The sequence below is a fragment of the Variovorax sp. AC103 genome (assembly GCF_979254005.1).
Window position 1 is genome coordinate 244,443 of record NZ_CEEDFC010000001.1, and the last position, 16,512, is coordinate 260,954.

At 68.6% G+C, this 16,512-nt stretch carries 15 protein-coding genes; 7 read left to right on the plus strand and 8 right to left on the minus strand.

The window, feature by feature from the left end; all coding sequences use genetic code 11:
* The first annotated feature begins 12 nt into the window (after positions 1–12).
* The 3 genes from AC0IYU_RS01150 (at position 13) to AC0IYU_RS01160 (ending at position 4,054) form a co-directional block, all read left to right on the plus strand.
* On the plus strand, positions 13–195 hold the full coding sequence (locus AC0IYU_RS01150) for a hypothetical protein (protein ID WP_472112017.1): 183 nt from the start codon (positions 13–15) through the stop codon (positions 193–195).
* Positions 196–302: 107 nt separating this feature from the next.
* Positions 303–1,427: a metallophosphoesterase family protein gene (locus AC0IYU_RS01155; RefSeq protein ID WP_472112020.1), complete on the plus strand. Its 1,125-nt coding sequence runs from the start codon at positions 303–305 to the stop codon at positions 1,425–1,427.
* A complete protein-coding gene (locus tag AC0IYU_RS01160; RefSeq protein WP_472112023.1) occupies positions 1,424–4,054 on the plus strand; it encodes an AAA family ATPase in 2,631 nt (876 codons plus the stop codon). Before AC0IYU_RS01155 ends, AC0IYU_RS01160 begins: the two co-directional genes overlap by 4 nt.
* Before the next feature lie 119 nt (positions 4,055–4,173).
* Here AC0IYU_RS01160 and AC0IYU_RS01165 read toward each other — a convergent pair whose 3' ends face one another.
* The 6 genes from AC0IYU_RS01165 to mltG form a co-directional block, all read right to left on the minus strand.
* Entirely contained in the window at positions 4,174–4,854 is a 681-nt protein-coding gene (locus AC0IYU_RS01165; protein ID WP_472112026.1) for an ankyrin repeat domain-containing protein, read from the minus strand.
* A complete protein-coding gene (locus AC0IYU_RS01170) occupies positions 4,851–5,657 on the minus strand; it encodes a TatD family hydrolase (protein ID WP_472112029.1) in 807 nt (268 codons plus the stop codon). Before AC0IYU_RS01170 ends, AC0IYU_RS01165 begins: the two co-directional genes overlap by 4 nt.
* A gap of 82 nt (positions 5,658–5,739) precedes the next feature.
* Positions 5,740–6,120 carry a PilZ domain-containing protein gene (locus tag AC0IYU_RS01175; protein WP_435486918.1) on the minus strand — a complete coding sequence of 127 codons (381 nt, stop codon included), beginning with the start codon at positions 6,118–6,120 and terminating at the stop codon, positions 5,740–5,742.
* Positions 6,117–7,130: a DNA polymerase III subunit delta' gene (locus AC0IYU_RS01180; protein ID WP_472112033.1), complete on the minus strand. Its 1,014-nt coding sequence runs from the start codon at positions 7,128–7,130 to the stop codon at positions 6,117–6,119. Before AC0IYU_RS01180 ends, AC0IYU_RS01175 begins: the two co-directional genes overlap by 4 nt.
* Positions 7,127–7,795, minus strand: coding sequence for a dTMP kinase (tmk, locus tag AC0IYU_RS01185; protein ID WP_472112036.1), 669 nt, complete (start codon positions 7,793–7,795; stop codon positions 7,127–7,129). The genes AC0IYU_RS01180 and tmk overlap by 4 nt, the downstream gene beginning before the upstream one ends.
* Positions 7,792–8,814, minus strand: a complete 1,023-nt coding sequence (mltG, locus tag AC0IYU_RS01190) for an endolytic transglycosylase MltG (RefSeq protein WP_472112039.1) — start codon at positions 8,812–8,814, stop codon at positions 7,792–7,794. Before mltG ends, tmk begins: the two co-directional genes overlap by 4 nt.
* A gap of 104 nt (positions 8,815–8,918) precedes the next feature.
* Between mltG and ygfZ the strand changes: the two genes are divergently transcribed.
* Complete coding sequence (gene ygfZ, locus AC0IYU_RS01195) at positions 8,919–9,872, plus strand: CAF17-like 4Fe-4S cluster assembly/insertion protein YgfZ (protein WP_472112042.1); 954 nt, start codon at positions 8,919–8,921, stop codon at positions 9,870–9,872.
* A gap of 143 nt (positions 9,873–10,015) precedes the next feature.
* Positions 10,016–10,918, plus strand: coding sequence for a hypothetical protein (locus tag AC0IYU_RS01200; protein ID WP_472112045.1), 903 nt, complete (start codon positions 10,016–10,018; stop codon positions 10,916–10,918).
* Between the two features lie 3 nt (positions 10,919–10,921).
* Here AC0IYU_RS01200 and AC0IYU_RS01205 read toward each other — a convergent pair whose 3' ends face one another.
* Both AC0IYU_RS01205 and AC0IYU_RS01210 read right to left on the minus strand, forming a co-directional pair.
* The gene (locus AC0IYU_RS01205; RefSeq protein ID WP_472112048.1) at positions 10,922–11,782 is read right to left on the minus strand and encodes a YbgC/FadM family acyl-CoA thioesterase; all 861 of its coding nucleotides are present in this window, start codon (positions 11,780–11,782) and stop codon (positions 10,922–10,924) included.
* A 67-nt stretch (positions 11,783–11,849) separates the two neighbouring features.
* Positions 11,850–12,764, minus strand: coding sequence for an alpha/beta hydrolase (locus tag AC0IYU_RS01210; RefSeq protein ID WP_472112715.1), 915 nt, complete (start codon positions 12,762–12,764; stop codon positions 11,850–11,852).
* 133 nt (positions 12,765–12,897) lie between these two features.
* On the opposite strand from AC0IYU_RS01210, the gene AC0IYU_RS01215 reads away from it, so the two are divergent.
* Both AC0IYU_RS01215 and AC0IYU_RS01220 read left to right on the plus strand, forming a co-directional pair.
* Entirely contained in the window at positions 12,898–14,034 is a 1,137-nt protein-coding gene (locus AC0IYU_RS01215) for an iron-containing alcohol dehydrogenase (protein ID WP_472112051.1), read from the plus strand.
* A 130-nt stretch (positions 14,035–14,164) separates the two neighbouring features.
* Positions 14,165–16,507 carry a type VI secretion system Vgr family protein gene (locus tag AC0IYU_RS01220; RefSeq protein WP_472112054.1) on the plus strand — a complete coding sequence of 781 codons (2,343 nt, stop codon included), beginning with the start codon at positions 14,165–14,167 and terminating at the stop codon, positions 16,505–16,507.
* The last annotated feature ends 5 nt before the right edge of the window (positions 16,508–16,512 follow it).

Consider the following 16,512-nt stretch of genomic DNA (forward strand, 5'->3'; position numbering starts at 1 on the left):
GAAAGGGCCTACATGGAACTCACGCACTGGATGTTTGTCATTGGCGGCGTCGGCCTGGCGCTGACGACCCAATGGTTCTTGCTCGCCCCGTTCAGCCGCAGCTGGCAGCCGATGAGGGACCAGATCGCCGAGCAGGTCACGCAGTCGGCCGCCCTCGTGGAAGCGTGCGCGTCGGGGGCTTCGCCGCGCGTCTGACAGACCTGCGCCCCGCCATGCCGGCGGGCGCCTCGGGGTGATGGCCTGCGGCCCTCTAAGATGCTCGCTGTTTTGGGAAGACGCGAGAGGCAAAGGGAGGGCCACGCATGATTTCTTTGCTCCACACGGCGGACTGGCAGATCGGCCGCGTGTTCTCGCAGTTCGAGCCCGACGACGCCGCGGCGCTGTTCGAGGCGCGCTTCAAAGTGGTCGAGCGGCTGGCCGGCATCGCGGCCGAACGCAAGGTCGACGCCGTGCTGGTCGCGGGCGACGTGTTCGACCTGCAGACCGTGTCCGACAAGACCATCCGGCGCATGTTCAATGCCATGCAGGGCTTCAGCGGGCCGTGGCTGCTGATTCCGGGCAACCACGACTCGGCGCTCAGCGAATCGGTCTGGCGCCGTGCAGAGCGCCTCGGCGCGATACCGCCGAACGCGGTGTGCTGCCTCGAGCCGAAGCCGCACACGGTGGCCGGCAAGTTCGTTCTGCTGCCCGCGCCGCTCACGCAGCGCCACACCTACGGCGACCTCACCGACTGGTTTGCCGCCGCCCCCAGCGAGGCCGGGTTGCCGCGCATCGGGCTGGCGCACGGTTGCGTGCAAGGCATCCTGTCCGAGGACATCGATTCGGCCAACCCGATTGCCGCGGGGCGGGCAGGGGAGGCCGGTCTGGACTACCTGGCGCTGGGCGACTGGCACGGCACGCGGCAGATCGACGAGCGCACCTGGTATGCGGGCACGCCCGAGACCGACCGTTTCCGGGCCAACGATTCGGGGCAGGCGCTGCGGGTGTCGATTGCGGGCGTCGGGGCGGTGCCGGAGGTCGAAACCATCCGCACAGGCCAGTTCGGCTGGCAGCAGCTGGAGCCGCGGCTCACGGTGGCGTCCGACATCGACGAACTGGTGGAAAAGCTGGCCTCGGTCGAGAGCGGCGACGTGCTTCAGCTGCGTGTGCAGGGCACCTGCGACCTGGGCGGACACGCCAGGCTGGTCGCCGCGCTCGATGCCGCCCGTGCCCGCGCCCGCGCGCTGGTGTGGGACGGCGAGGCGCTGCGGCTGGAGCCGACGGAAGAAGACATCCAGGCGCTGCACGCCGACGGTTTCGTCGGTGAAGCGCTGCAGGAACTGCGCACGCAGCAAGGCGACACGCAAGCAGAGCTGGCCCGCGATGCCTTGCTCACGCTGGCCCGCATCCTCGACGCGCAGGGTGCACGCACGGGGGCGGGCGCATGAAGCTGCAACGCCTTCGCATCGAGAACTTCAAGCTGTTTCGCGCACCGTTGGAGATCGACGGTTTCACGGACGGGCTCAACCTGTTCACGGCGCCCAACGAATCGGGCAAGTCGACCATCGCCGAGGCGATACGCGCCGCGTTCTTCGAGCGCCACCGGTCCAGCGCGGTGGAGCACCTGAGGCCCTGGGGCGAAAGCTCGGCGACGCCCACCGTGGCGCTCGACTTCGAACTCGACGGCAAGCCCTGCAGGCTCACCAAGGCCTTCCTCGGCAAGAAGCGCTGCGAGCTCGTCATCGACGGCAAGGCGATGGACGGCGCCGTGGCGGAAGACCACCTGGCGGCGCTGCTCGGCTTTCGTTTTCCGGGCAAGGGCGCCAGCACGCCGGAGCACATGGGCATTCCGGGGCTGCTGTGGATCAGGCAGGGCACTTCGCACGACATTTCGAACGCCGTCGGCTTTGCCAGCGACCACCTGCGCAACGCGCTCGGCGAGTCGCTGGGCGAGCTGGCCTCCAGCCACGGCGATGCCGTGCTGAAAGCCGTGGAGACCGAGCGAAACGAACTGCTCACGCCCGCCGGCGGCGCGCCGCGCGGCGCCTTCGCGGATGCGCTCAAGCTGCGCACGGAGCTCGAGTCCGAGCTGGCCAGGCTGCATGCCGAGATCGAGGCCTATCGCGCGGGTGTCGATCGGCTGTCGGGCCTGCGCCGCGAGCATCAACGCGACGACGCGGCGCGGCCCTGGGTGGCGCTGCGCGAGCAGCTTGCCGTGGCACAGCAGCGGCTGAACGACGGCAAGGGCCTGGCCGAGCGCAAGGCCGCGCAGGACGCGGCGCTCAAGCCGATCGTGGCGCAGGTGGGCTCGTGGCGCACGCAACTGCAGGCGATGGAGCGCGAGGAAGCCACCGTCGGCCAGCGCGAAAAGAACCTGCAGGCCGTGAAGGAAGGCCTGGAGAAGGCACTCGGCGAGCTCATGGCCTGGGAGCCGCGCCATGCGGCCGCGGCGCAGGCGGACGCCGGCGCACGCCACACCTTGCGGCTGGCGCGACAGGCCGCCTCGCGAACCGCACAGGAAAAGACGGTCGACAGCCTGGCCGAGCAGCTCGCCGCGCTGGCGAACAGCCTCGACAAGGCCAAGGGCGAGCAGGAGAAAGTCACCCGCCTGCAGGCCGACGCACACGCGCTGGGCGTGCCCGACGGCGAGCTGAAGCGCCTGCACCGCAGCGCGGACCTGCTGCGCACGGCGCAGGCCCGGCTCGATGCGGTGTCGACCGCGCTGGCGTTCGATCTGCAGCCCGGCGCCCGGGTTCGGGTGGGCGGCGTCGACGTGGCGGCTTCGGCGCGCCAGACCGTCATCGCGCGGACCGAGATCGACATCGAAGGCATCGGGCGCATCACGGTGCTGCCGGGAGGCTCGGACCTGGACAGCCTGGGCGTCGAACGTGACCGGGCCCGCGACGAACTGGCCGCCCAGTTGCAGGCCCTGCGCGCGGACAGCGTGGCCGCCGTGGAGGAACGCGTGCGGCTGCATGCCTTGCGAAAGGGTGAAGCCCATGCGGCGGAGGCGGTGCTGTCGGCGCTGGCGCCCCAGGGCCTGGGCGCTCTTGCCGCCGATGTCGCGTTGCGCGAGGCCCGCCTGGCCGAGGCAAAGGAGGTTCTGCGGGCGATGCCCCCCGCGCCCGACGCGCCGGTGCCGTCGGCCGCGCAGGCCGAATCGGAGGAGGGCGCCGCACGCACCGCACTGGAAGCGGCCTCTTCGGCGCTCAACGCGGCCAAGGTGCAGGCGGGCCATGCGCGCGAACAGGTCAAGGCTGCCGAGGACGAACTCGCGGCAGTGCGAACGACGCTGGCCGACCCGATGCGCGCCGGCCGCAAGCGCGAAGCCGGCGAGGCCTTGACCGATGCGCTCGCGCAGCAATCGGCCATCGAGCAGAAGGCCGGTGAACTCGCCCTGCAGTTGCAGACGGTCAACCTGCCGGTGCTGGCTCAGGACGTGGAACGGCTGGAGCGCAGCGTCAGGCAGGCCGAATCGGCGCACAGCGCCAGGGCCAACGAGATCATGCGGCTCGAAGTCGAACTCGTCACGAAAGGCGCGCTGGGCCAGGAAGAGATCGCATCCGAAAGGCAGCGCGAACTAGAGCACGCCACGCGGCGCTGCACCGAGCTCGGGCGCCACGCCAGGGCGCTGGACCACCTGCTGAAGCTGTTGCGCGACAAGCGCTCGGCACTGGCGCGTCGGCTGCGGGCGCCGTTGCAGAAGCACCTCGACCACTACTTGCAGATTCTTTTCCCCGGTGCGCAGGTCGAAGTCGGCGACGACCTGTCACCTGGGCGCATCACACGGCAAGGCGTGCGCGGCGTGCAAAGCGGCGCGTTCGAAGAGCTCAGCGTGGGTGCGCGTGAACAGATGGGCGTCGTGGCGCGGCTGGCGTATGCGGACTTGTTGAAGGAGGCGCACAAGCCGACCTTGCTGATCCTTGACGATGCCCTGGTGCACACCGATGAAGAGCGGCTCGGACAGATGAAGCGAGTGCTGTACGACGCGGCAACGCGGCACCAGATCCTGATCCTGAGTTGCCATCCGGAGGCTTGGCGCGACCTGGGGGTAGTCGCGAGGAGTATTGCGTAGGGAGCCACAGCCTTCCAGGGTGGAGGGCTGGTTGGCCTATCGGGCCTACTATGCCTCTCCGTTATTTAACATAATGCACATTGTGTGCATTACATGCTAACCCAAAACATCCCCAGACCTCACCACTTCCCATCCTTCGGCACCGCCTTGGGCGCGTTGGCCCTTGCCGTGGCCGCCGCCGTGATCAACGACGCCGCTTCAGCGCGGCCCGCCTTGTTTGCGAAATCGACTGCCGTCATGCCCAACTGGTTCTTCATCGTGGTGTCCGCACCCTCGGCCAGCAGCAGCTTCACGGCTTCGCCCGATCCGTACATTGCCGCCATCATCAGCGGCGTGGTGCCGTTGGGCGATTGCGCGTCGATGAAGGCGTAGTTGTCGAGCAGCACTTTCATGATGGTCAGTTGCCCGCTGGTGGCCGCGTAATGCAGCGGCGTCCAGCCGGTCTTGTTGACTGCCGCATCGCGCTTGAGCAACTGCGTGACCAGGTCCTGCTGGCCCTTGATGGCAGCCAGCATCAGTGGCGTTTCGCCCTTGGCGTTGGGCAGGTCCACATTGGTCTGCGGCGACTCGACCAGCACCTGGATGACCTTGGGCGACGGCTCGCGCAGCGCGATCATCAAGCCGGTCTGGCCATGCTCGTCGAGCGTGTTGGGGTCGAAACCGCGCTGCAGCAGGGTGCGCACACCGCTGCCGTTGTCGCCGCGCACGGCCCGGAAGAAGTCTTCGAACGAACCCGCATGTGCCGCAAAAGCTGCAGCAACGACAAGGAGATAGATCGAATTCTTAAAGTAGTTTTTCATGATTTGACGTCCCTGAACAAGGTTTCGAAGTTGTCGCTCGTGGCCTTGGCTATGGCTTCGACGGGCATCTTTCTGAGCTCGGCGATCTGTTGCGCCACAAAAGGCACGTACGACGGATTGTTGGTCTTGCCGCGGTACGGCACGGGCGCCAGGTAGGGGCTGTCGGTCTCGATCAGCATGCGGTCCAGCGGCACGAAAGCGGCCACGTCGCGCAGGTCCTGGGCCTTCTTGAAGGTCAGGATGCCGGAAAACGAAATATAGAAACCCAGGTCGAGCGCGGCACTCGCCACCTCGGCGGTTTCGGTGAAGCAATGGAAAACACCGCCCGCCGCGCCGGAAGAGGCGTCCTCGCCCTCCTCTTTCAGAATCGCCAGCGTGTCCGCCGAGGCCTCCCGCGTATGGATGATCAGCGGCTTGCGCGTTTGCCGGGCAGCGCGAATGTGCACGCGGAAACGGTCGCGCTGCCACTCCATGTCTGAAATGCTGCGCCCGCCCTTGCGTTCTTCCATCTGGTAATAGTCGAGGCCGGTTTCGCCGATGGCCACCACGCGGGGCCGGGCCGCGAGCCGCACCAGGTCTTCGACGGTGGGCTCGGCGATGTCCTCGTTGTCGGGGTGCACGCCCACGCTGGCCCAGAAGTTGTCATAGCTGGCGGCCAGCGCCTGCACGTCGTCGAACTCCTCGAGCTTGGTGCAGATGCAGAGTGCCCGCTCGACCTGCGCCGCGGCCATGGCAGCGCGGATCTGCGGCATCTGGTCCGCGAACTCGGGAAACGTGAGGTGGCAGTGGGAGTCTGTGAACATCGGAAATGGCGAGCTGCGACGCTCGCTCCTGTGGGAGATGGCGCCGTGTACAGAGTTCCGCGTCCCAAGGACGGCGGGACGCTCAAATGGTTTGTGTCGGGCGGTCGGAGGCCATCGAGCCGCCGAGCGCGGCCTCGATGCGCGCCTTCAGCTGGCGCGATTTCTCGTCCGACGGAAAGCGGATGCCCACGCCCGGCGCCCGGTTGCCGGCCGCGCGCTGCGGCGTGATCCAGGCGACCTTGCCGGCCACCGGGTAGCGCTGCGGGTCTTCGGGCAGCGTGAGCAGCACGTAGACGTCGTCGCCGAGCCGGTATTCGCGCGAGGTCGGAATGAAGATGCCGCCCTCCGCGAACAAAGGGATGTACGCCGCATAGAGCGCGCCCTTTTCCTTGATGGCGAGCTGAATCACGCTCGGCCGGGCGGGCGACGCTGCGAGGGCTGCGGGGGCAACAGGTTGGTTCATGGGCGGCGAGCGGCAGAGTTTAGGGTGGTTCGCGCTTCGCTCACAAGCGCTTCCAGCATCAGGCCCGCATTGAAGGGGTGTTCGGCGGTCCTTGCGGCACTCGCCAGCGACTTCGACCAGCGCGCCAGCGCCAGCCGCGACGGCGCGGCCGGCAGGTCGGCCGCCTCGAAAAACCGGGGTTCGGCACCGTTGCCGACCGCCATCAGGTCATGGCAGAGCTTTTGCAGCGCACCGACCGCCTGCGCCGGTGCGTGATCGGACAGTGCCCCCACGTCGCCGCGCGTCATGGCTTTCGGAAGCAAGGACCACGCCTTGGGCGACTGGCCCGACCGCGCGAGCCGCAGCGCATCGCTCGGCCGGCCGCCGGCGGCGCGCAGCAGCGCGGCGGCATCGGCGGCGGGGACGTCCTGCGCGGCGAGCCAGGCCTCGGCCTCGGCGGTCTCGGGCCACGGCAGCGTGAAGCCCAGGCAGCGGCTGCGAATGGTCGGCAGCAGCTGCCACGCGGCTTCGCTGGCCAGCACGAAGCGCACGTCGCCGACCGGCTCCTCCAGCGTCTTCAGCAGCGCGTTGGCGGTGATGTTGTTCATGCGCTCGGCCGGATACACCAGCACCACCTTGCCGCGCCCGCGCGCGCTGGTGCGCTGGGCGAAGCCGACCGCGTCGCGCATTGCCTCGACGCGGATCTCGCGGCTGGCCTTGCGCTTCTTGTCGTCGATGTCGGATTGCGCCTTTTCGTCGAGCGGCCATGCGAGTTCCTGCATGGCAACCTCGGGCATCAGCACGCACAGGTCGGCGTGCGTGCGCACCTCGATGGCGTGGCAGCTGGCGCAATGGCCGCAGGCGGTGCCCTCCGGCGCGGGTTGTTCGCACAGCCAGGCAGAGGCCAGCGCCAGCGCCAGTTCGTACTGTCCGATTCCCGAAGGGCCTTGCAGCAGCCAGGCATGGCCGCGCTGGCGCAGCAATTCGGTGAGCGGGCGGCGCAGCCAAGGGGACAACGGGGGGGCGCTCATCGGGCAGGCCCTCCCAGCACGCCGCGCGTCAGCAGCGCCGTTTCCACCTGCTGCCAGACCTGGTCACGTGCCTGGCTGGCGTCGATGCGCACGAAGCGCTGCGAATCGGCGGCCGCGCGATCGGCATAGCCCTGTGCGACACGGCTGAAGAACTCGACCGGCTGGGCCTCGAACTTGTCAGGCACGCGCGCGCCGGCCAGCCGTTGCGCGGCAATCTGCGGCGCCAGGTCGAACCACAGCGTGATGTGCGGCTGCAGCAGCGTCGCGGCTGAGTGCCCCGCCCTGCCCGCCTGCACCCATTGTTCGAGCGTCGACAACACGCGTTCGTCGAAACCGCGCCCCGCGCCCTGGTAGGCGAAGGTGGCGTCGGTGAACCGGTCGCACAGCACCACATCGCCGCGCAGCAGCGCCGGCTCGATGACCTGCACGACGTGGTCGCGCCGCGCGGCGAACACCAGCAGCGACTCGGTCAGCGGGTCCATCGGTTGCTCGAGGATCAGGCCGCGCAGCGTTTCGGCCAGCGGCGTGCCGCCGGGTTCGCGCGTACGCACCACCGCGCGGCCCTGCGCCCTGAACAGCGCTTCCAGTGCGTCGAGGTGGCTGGACTTGCCCGCGCCGTCGATGCCCTCCAGCGTCAGGAAAAGACCGGAACCGTTGTCACTCATTGCGTGGCCTTGGGTTTGGAATCGCCGCCGCCGCGCTGGTAGCGGTTGACCGCGCGGTTGTGGTCGTCGAGCGAGCTGCTGAACTGGCTGGTGCCGTCGCCGCGCGAAACGAAATACAACGATTTGCCTTGCGCCGGCTGCACGGCCGCCAGCAGCGCGGCCTTGCCGGGCATCGAAATCGGCGTGGGCGGCAGGCCGCCGCGCGTGTAGGTGTTCCAGGGCGTATCGGTCTGCAGGTCTTTCTTGCGCAGGTTGCCGTCGAAGCCGGTGCCCATGCCGTAGATCACCGTCGGGTCGGTCTGCAGCGGCATGCCGATGCGCAGGCGGTTGGTGAAGACCGAGGCGATTTGCGCGCGGTCGTTGGCCTTGCCTGTCTCCTTTTCGACAATGCTGGCGAGAATCAGCGCCTCTTCGGCCGATTTCAGCGGCAGGTCGGAGGCGCGGGCAGCCCAGGCGGCTTCGAGCTTCTTGTCCATGGCGCGCATCGCGCGCTGCAGCAGGGCGACGTCGGTCGAGCCCTTCGAGTAGGTGTAGGTGTCCGGAAAGAAGCGCCCTTCCGGGTGCACGCCCGGCTTGCCGAGCTTGGTCATGAGCGCCTCGTCGGTCAGGCCCACGCTCTCGGGCTTGAGCTGGTCGGCCTTGGCGAGCGCGGCGCGCACCTGGCGGAAGTTCCAGCCCTCGACGAGCACCAGGCTGCGCGTGGCCTCCTCGCCGCGCACCAGCACGTTGAGCAGCAGCTTGGGCGTGACGCCGCGCTCCAGCTCGTAGCTGCCGGCACGCATCTGGCGGTCCTGGCCCGACACACGGAACCACAGGTAGAGCAGCTGCGGCTGCACGTCGACACCCGTGTCGGCCACCGCCTGCGCGATGCCGCGCGGCGTGGTGCCGGGTTCCACGGACAGGTCGACGCTGGGCGCCGGCAGCTTGAGCGGCTGGTGCACCCACCAGAGACCGGCGCCGCCGAGCGCAAGAGCGACCAGGGCGGCGAGCAGGAAGAGCGTGAGGAAGAAGCTGCGCACGGATCCGATGTGGGGAAGACGGAAGAAAGAGCGTGGCCCGGCGGGCCGCGGAGCGGGAGTCCCTGCCGTCCGGAAGGAACAGGCCCGGCCATGATAATTCAGCGATGACCACAGTCGTTCTCAATGGCGTCACCGCCCTCTCCCTGTCCAGCCCATCGGCCGCCTCGGGCCAGCTCGGCGTGATCCGTGCAGAGGGCCCCGACGCCGCCAGCTTCCTGCACGGCCAGCTCACGCAGGACTTCTCGCTGCTCGGCGGCGCCGACGCCCGCCTGGCCGCGCTGTGCACCGCCAAGGGCCGTGTGATCGCAAGTTTCATCGGCATCAAGCCGCAAGCCGAACTGGTCTTGCTCGTGTGCAGCCGCGACATCCTGGCCGCCACGCTCAAGCGCCTGTCGATGTTCGTGCTGCGCGCCAAGGTCAAGCTGACCGACGCCACCGAGCAGTTTTCGCTCTACGGCCTGGCCGGCACCGCGCTGACCGCCAACGGCCTCGACGCCGCCGCCCTGCCCGGCAAGCGCACCGCCGTGGGAGACGACGTGAGCGTGGTCTCGCTGTACCCGGCCGACCGCATCCCGCGCGCCCTGTGGATCGCGCCGGTCGGCCAGCCGGCCCCCGTGGGCGCGCCGCTCGACGCCGAACTGTGGCAATGGAGCGAGGTGCGCAGCGGCATCGTCACGCTGACGACACCGGTCATCGAGGCCTTCGTGCCGCAGATGATCAACTACGAATCGGTGGGCGGCGTCAACTTCAAGAAGGGCTGCTACCCCGGCCAGGAAGTGGTGGCGCGCAGTCAGTTCCGCGGCACGCTGAAGCGCCGCACCTACCTCGTTCAGGCCGATGCGCCCCTGGCCGCCGGCCAGGACGTGTTTGCCGCCAGCGACGCCGAGCAGCCCGTGGGCACCGTGGCGCAGGCTGCCTCCGCGCCCGGCGGTGGCTGGGCCGCCCTCATCTCGATGCAGATCTCGGCCCTCGAAGCCGGCGGCCTGCGTGCCGGCTCGGCGCACGGGCCCGCGCTCACGGTCGAGCCGCTGCCCTACGCCCTGCTCGAAGACATCTGAGGGCATTCCCTCGCTCACGCCCGTCCGTCGGGCACATGGCGCTATCGAAATGATAGCGCCATTTTTTTGCGTGCCGTTTAACCCCGCCGCGGATGCTGCGCCGTAGAAGCCTGCATCGATCCACTCCCGGCAAGGAAGACACCATGCAGCGCAGATTCTTTTCCACCGCCCTGGCCCTGGGCACCTTGGGCGCACTGGCCGCGGCCTCGTGCCTCCCGGCCTGGGCGCAGAGCCAGCCCTCGGGGCGCATCGGCTCGCTCATGCAGATCAGCGTGGTCGACCGCGGCACCGGCGCCGAGCTGCCCATCTACCGCCACCGCGGCGACTACTGGGTGGCCGGGCGCCCCGGCGCGCGCTACGCCATCCGGGCGCGCAATGCGATGGGCGAACGCGTCATGGCCGTGATGTCGGTGGACGGCGTGAACGTCGTCACCGGCGAAACCGCGGGCGTCGGGCAGAACGGCTACGTGTACGGCCCGCGCGAACGCAGCGACATCACCGGCTGGCGCAAGAGCGATTCGCAGATTGCGGCCTTCGAGTTCGCCGCGGCCGGCAACTCCTACGCCAGCCGCACCGGCCGCCCCGACGACGTGGGCGTGATCGGCGTCGCGATGTTCCGCGAGCGCCTGCCGGAACCGCCACCGCCCGTCGTCACGCCCTATCCGCAGCGCGACGGTTACGGCGGCCGCGAACGGCGCAGCGAGTCGTCGTCGATGGGCGATGCGCGTGCAAAGGCAGCGCCGGCCGACAGCGCCGCTGCCGCCGAGGCCCCCGCCGGCAGCATGGCCCGCCAGCCAGCGCCCAGCCCGAGCCTGGGCACCGCGCACGGCCGCCGCGAAACCTCCTACGTCGGCAAGACCACCTTCGAGCGCGCGCAGTCATCGCCCGACGAGGTGGTGCGCATCCGCTACGACAGCCGCGAGAACCTCGTGGCCGCGGGCGTGATCCCGATGCCGCCTCCGCCGCGCTGGCCGCGTCCGGCGGGCCCGTCGGCGTTCCCGGGTTCCGACGCGGGCTACGTGCCCGACCCGCCGCCGCGCTACTGAGGCTCAGCGCAGGGCGCGGCGCATCTCGATGTGCGGGATGCCGGCTTCCTCGAAGCCTTCGCCGTGCACCGCATAGCCGAGCCGCGCATAGAAGCGCTCGGCGCTGCGCTGCGCGTTCAGCGCCACCTCGCGGTCGCCGCGTGCGTGCGCGGCCTCCTCGAGCACCCGCACCACGGCGGCGCCATGTCCGCCGCTGCGCAGGTTGCGGTGCACCGCCATGCGACCGATGTGCGACACGCCGTCTTCCGCGTGCAGCAGCCGGCCCGTGGCAATGACCTGGCCCAGCCGGTTGCGCGCCACTGCGTGCAGCACCACGGGGTCGTTCTCGTCCCACTCCAGCGACTCGGGAATGTTCTGCTCCTCGATGAACACGGCGCGGCGCAGTGCGCCCGCGCCGTCGCCCAGCACGTCCCAGCCGCCGGTTTCCACGGTGCGCATCGGCTCGCCGGCTTCATAGCCGGTGAGCACGTCGCGCAGCACCTGCGGCACAGGCTTCGAGGTCTGCGTGGCCGGGTCGGCGAACACATAGACCAACTCGCAGCCGACCAGGAACTGGTCCTGGCGGAACAGTCCGCCCTCGAACACCATCGACGACGTGCCGATGCGCGTGCAGCGCATCCCCACGTCGAGCATGTCGTCCATGCGCGCAGAGCCACGGAAGTCGATGGTCGCCTTGCGCACGTACAGGTCGCCGCCCAGCGACTGCATCGCCTCTTCGTAAGGCAGTGCGAGCGCGCGCCAGTAGTCCGAGATGGCGGTGTCGAAGTACATGAGGTAGTGCGCGTTGAAGACGATCTTCTGCATGTCGACTTCGGCCCAGCGCACGCGCAGGCGGTGGAAAAAGCGGAAATCGCTGCGTTGCATTCTTTGTCTCCGGAAAGGTCTTGGATGGTGGGGAAAAGCGGACTTGGTTCGGACGCAGCAACCGTGCTCAAGGCTGCAAGGCCTCGCGCAGCGCCCGGGCCGCATCGTCCTGCGCCTGCAGCGCCTCGGGAATCGCCCGGCCCATCTTGATGAACTCGTGGATCACGCCGCGGTAGATCTCCAGGTCGACCGGCACGCCCGCGGCGCGCAGCTTGTCGGCATAGGCAATGCCTTCGTCGACCACCGGGTCGCATTCGGCCAGCGCGATCCAGGCCGGCGCCACGCCGTCGACGTCGTCGGCCAGCAGCGGCGCAAAGCGCCAGTCGTCGCGGTCGGCGCGCGTGCGAACGTACTGCGCGAAGAAGAAATCGATCATGGCCTTCGTCAGCAGCGGCCCCTCGGCATGGCGCGCGTGCGAGGCGGTGTCCTGGTGCGCTGCGGTGCCCGGATAGATGAGCATCTGCAGCGCCAGCGGCAGGCCGGCGTCGCGCGCAAGAATGGCGCACACCGCCGCGAGCGTGCCGCCCGCGCTGTCGCCGCCGACCGCCAGCCTTGCCGGGTCCAGGCCCAGGCCCGCGCCTTCTTTGGCGATGAACTGGAAGGCGTCCCACGCGTCGTTCGACGCGGTCGGGAACTTGTGCGCCGGCGCCAGCCGGTAGTCCACCGACACCACCGCGCAACCGCTCTTGTGGCTCAGCACGCGGCACAACGTGTCGTGCGTGCGGATGTTGCCGACCGTGAAGCCGCCGCCATGAAAGTACATCAGCGCAGGCAGCACATCGGTCGATGGCGCATACAGGCGCGCGGGCATCGCGAACCCGTCGCGCGCCGCAATGACGAAGTCTTCGACCCGCGCCAACTCGGGCTTGGGCACCTCGAGCACGCCCGCGCCTTTCTCGTACGAGGCCTTGGCCTCCTCGGGCGTCAGCTGGTCGAGCGGTGGGTGGCCGGCACGCGCCATGCGCTCGACCACGCTGGCCATCTTCGGTGTGAGTCGTGCAGCGTGGGCTGTTCCGGGCGAGACAGCGGCAAGGGTTTCTTTCGTGTGCAAGACGGTTCGCTCTTGTTAGATTTGGCTGGTCGGCAATCGTACTGCCCGGAGCATTCCCACACCCATGGCCCTCATCCAATACCTCACCCAGATCCAGTTCGAATTCGGCGCCATCCGGCTGCTGTCCAGCGAGTGCGCCCGCATCGGCATCAACCGCCCGCTGATCGTGACCGATGCCGGCGTGCGCGCGGCCGGCGTGCTGCAGAAGGCGCTGGACGCCATCGCCGATCTCGAGGTGTCGGTGTTCGACCAGACGCCCTCCAACCCGACCGAAGCCGCCGTGCGCGCAGCCGTCGAGCTGTACCGCAGCGGTCGCTGCGACGGACTCATCGCGGTGGGCGGCGGCTCGGCCATCGACTGCGCCAAGGGCGTGGCCATCGCGGCCACGCACGAAGGCCCGCTCAAGACCTACGCCACCATAGAAGGCGGCTCGCCCAGGATCACCGACCGCGCGGTGCCGCTCATTGCGGTGCCCACCACCAGCGGCACCGGCAGCGAAGTGGCGCGCGGCGCCATCGTCATCGTGGACGACCACCGCAAGCTCGGCTTTCACAGCTGGTTCCTGATGCCCAAGGCCGCCATCTGCGACCCCGAGCTCACGCTGGGGCTGCCCCCCAGGCTCACGGCCGCCACCGGCATGGACGCCATTGCGCACTGCATGGAAACCTTCATGTCGGCCGCGTTCAACCCGCCGGCCGACGGCATCGGCCTGGACGGCCTGGAGCGCGCCTGGGGCCACATCGAACGCGCGACGAAGGACGGCAGCGACCGCGAGGCGCGCCTGAACCTCATGAGCGCCTCGATGCAGGGCGCCATGGCCTTCCAGAAGGGCCTGGGCTGCGTGCATTCGCTGAGCCACAGCCTGGGCGGGGTCGATCCGCGCCTGCACCACGGCACGCTCAACGCCCTCTTCCTGCCCGCGGTGATCCACTTCAACGCGGGTGCCGAGTCGGTGCAGAAAGAGCGACGCCTGCAACGCATGGCGCAGGCCATGCACCTCGATTCGGCGGGCGACCTGGGCGACGCCATCCGCGACATGAACGCACGGCTCGGACTGCCCAAGGGCCTGGCCGAAGTGGGCGTGACGCCCGCAATGTTCGAGAAGATCATCGACGGCGCCATGGCCGACCATTGCCACAAGACCAACCCGCGGCTCGCCTCGCGCGACGACTACACGGCCATGCTCGAAGCCTCGATGTGAGGCCCTTGCGGGCGCCATGTAAGCGCTTTTTCTACGCTCGCCGAGTCATGCCGATGACATGAGGGATTTCTAGACTGACATGAAAGGCTTCGCTTCCGCGAAAGCCCAAAAGGGTCAGGGGAAATTCCGAATGCCGCGTACCGTCCAAGTCCATACCGTCCTGAGCGCCGAGCAGCTCAAGTTCCGCGCCATGCGGGGACGCGAAGGACTCTCGCAACTCTTCGAGTTCGAGGTGGACATGGTCAGCACCAGCTTCAGCCTCGACCTGAAGCAGCTGCTCGGCACCTCGCTCACCATGGAGCTGGCCGACGAAGCCGGTCCGCGCTTTCTCAACGGCACCGTGGTGCGCTTCGAGCTGGTGGGCCGCGCCAACGAAACCGGCCGCCACTACATCTACCGCGCACTGGTGCAGCCGTGGCTGTGGTACCTCACGTGCACCAGCGACTGCCGCATCTTCCAGAACAAGAGCGTGCCCGAGGTGCTCGACGAGGTGCTGGGCAAGTACGGCTTCCAGTTCGAGAAACGGCTCACCGGCAGCTACGCCCCCTGCGAATACTGCGTGCAATACCAGGAGAGCGACTTCGCCTTCGTGAGCCGCCTCATGGAGCAGGAAGGCATTGCCTACCACTTCGAGCACGGCGACGGCACGCACCTGCTGGTGCTGGCCGACGACACCGGCAGCTACACGCCCCTGCCCGGCCACGCCAGCATTCCGTACCGGCCGCGCGACCGCGTGCTCAACGCGCTGGAGCCCTGCATCGACCAATGGCGCGCGACCGAGCAGATCACCTCCGGCCGGGTGATGCTCGACGACTTCGACTTCAAGAAGTCGCGCGCCTCGCTGCAAAGCGTGCAGCAAGACCCGAAGCCGCACGAGCATTCGAGCTACGAGGTCTACGAATGGCTGGGCGGCTACAGCGAGCACCAGCAGGGCGACGCCTACGCACGCATCCGCCTGCAGGAGCTGCAGTGCGCGCACGAGCTGGCCGCCGGCCACACCAACGTGCTCGCCATGGCGCCGGGCTACCTGTTCGAGATGACGCACTGCCCGCGCGAGTCGGACAACCGCGAGTACCTGGTCACCGAAACCCGCTACGACCTGCGCGAGCCCGAGTACTCCTCGGGCGGCAGCAGCGAATCGGTGTGCGCGTTCGACTTCACCGTGCTGCCCTCGAGCGTGACCTACCGCCCCGCGCGCACCACGCCGCGCCCGCGCACCAACGGCCCGCAGACCGCCACCGTGGTGGGCCCGCAGGACATCTGGACCGACCGCTTCGGCCGTGTGAAGCTGCAGTTCCGCTGGGACCGCTACGGCCAGTCGGACGAGAACAGCTCGTGCTGGGTGCGCGTGTCTAGCAACTGGGCCGGCGCCAACTTCGGCACCATGCACATGCCGCGCGTGGGCCAGGAGGTGATCGTCGATTTCATCGGCGGCGCGCCCGACCGCCCCATCATCACCGGACGCGTCTACAACAGCGACCAGATGCCGCCCTGGGAGCTGCCCGCCAACGCCACGGCCAGCGGCATCCTCACGCGCTCCAGCAGCGGCGGTGCGGCCAACCAGGCCAACATGCTGCGCTTCGAGGACCGCGCGGGCGCCGAGCAGATCCTGTTGCACGCCGAGCGCAACCTCGACGTGGAGGTCGAGGCCGACGAGACGCACACCACCGACGGCACCCGCACGACCCTCGTCAAGGGCCACGAGTCGGCCACCTACCAGAACGGCGAGACCCGCGACATCATCGCCGGCGCCAAGGAAACCATCACCGGCGGCGACACGCGCAGCGTGAGCGGCGGCTTCACCGAGACCGTGACCGGCGGGGTGAACCAGAACATTGCAGGCGGCAAGACCCGCGTGCTCAGCGGCGGGCTGAAGGACACCGTCACGGGCGGTGTCGATTCCGCCATCACGGGCGGCTACCGCGGCACCATCGACGGGCAGGAAATACGCTACGTGAGCGCGGGCCGCGACGACACCATCGACACCTCGAACACCGTGCTGGTGAACGGCCCCTCGACCACCACCGTCACCGGTCCCACCGTGCACACCTCGCCGGACGTGACCTTCAACACCACCAACCACATCCACAACACGACGCAGCACGTCATCAACACCAACGTCTACAACACGACGTCGAACACCTACAACAACCTGACGAACAACTACACCAACAACTCCGTCAGCTACACCAACAACTACGCCAAGAGCAGCGACTGGCGCCTGGCGCGGGCCGGCGGCGCGGGATTCCGCTTCGGGGCGGTGGGCCTGTCGCTGGACTTCTGGGGCGTGCGCCAGCAGTTCTACGGCGTCAACTCGCAGTACGCGGTGCTGAAGGTGGACTTCATCACCTTCAAGATCGCGAACAAGGGCATCGACATCACCACCCAGGCCACCTCGGTGGCGCGGGCGGCGCTGCGTTTCTACATGGATGGCCTGGTAACCTATGCGCAGGCCATGCACATCGTGATGTGAAGGAC

Bases quoted from the DNA above. Each gene is read 5' to 3' on its own strand.
- AC0IYU_RS01150 (WP_472112017.1), top strand. From the start codon at position 13: ATGGAACTCACGCACTGGATGTTTGTCATTGGCGGCGTCGGCCTGGCG.
- AC0IYU_RS01155 (WP_472112020.1), top strand. From the start codon at position 303: ATGATTTCTTTGCTCCACACGGCGGACTGGCAGATCGGCCGCGTGTTC.
- AC0IYU_RS01160 (WP_472112023.1), top strand. From the start codon at position 1,424: ATGAAGCTGCAACGCCTTCGCATCGAGAACTTCAAGCTGTTTCGCGCA.
- AC0IYU_RS01165 (WP_472112026.1), bottom strand. From the start codon at position 4,854: ATGAAAAACTACTTTAAGAATTCGATCTATCTCCTTGTCGTTGCTGCA.
- AC0IYU_RS01170 (WP_472112029.1), bottom strand. From the start codon at position 5,657: ATGTTCACAGACTCCCACTGCCACCTCACGTTTCCCGAGTTCGCGGAC.
- AC0IYU_RS01175 (WP_435486918.1), bottom strand. From the start codon at position 6,120: ATGAACCAACCTGTTGCCCCCGCAGCCCTCGCAGCGTCGCCCGCCCGG.
- AC0IYU_RS01180 (WP_472112033.1), bottom strand. From the start codon at position 7,130: ATGAGCGCCCCCCCGTTGTCCCCTTGGCTGCGCCGCCCGCTCACCGAA.
- tmk (WP_472112036.1), bottom strand. From the start codon at position 7,795: ATGAGTGACAACGGTTCCGGTCTTTTCCTGACGCTGGAGGGCATCGAC.
- ygfZ (WP_472112042.1), top strand. From the start codon at position 8,919: ATGACCACAGTCGTTCTCAATGGCGTCACCGCCCTCTCCCTGTCCAGC.
- AC0IYU_RS01200 (WP_472112045.1), top strand. From the start codon at position 10,016: ATGCAGCGCAGATTCTTTTCCACCGCCCTGGCCCTGGGCACCTTGGGC.
- AC0IYU_RS01205 (WP_472112048.1), bottom strand. From the start codon at position 11,782: ATGCAACGCAGCGATTTCCGCTTTTTCCACCGCCTGCGCGTGCGCTGG.
- AC0IYU_RS01210 (WP_472112715.1), bottom strand. From the start codon at position 12,764: ATGGCCAGCGTGGTCGAGCGCATGGCGCGTGCCGGCCACCCACCGCTC.
- AC0IYU_RS01215 (WP_472112051.1), top strand. From the start codon at position 12,898: ATGGCCCTCATCCAATACCTCACCCAGATCCAGTTCGAATTCGGCGCC.
- AC0IYU_RS01220 (WP_472112054.1), top strand. From the start codon at position 14,165: ATGCCGCGTACCGTCCAAGTCCATACCGTCCTGAGCGCCGAGCAGCTC.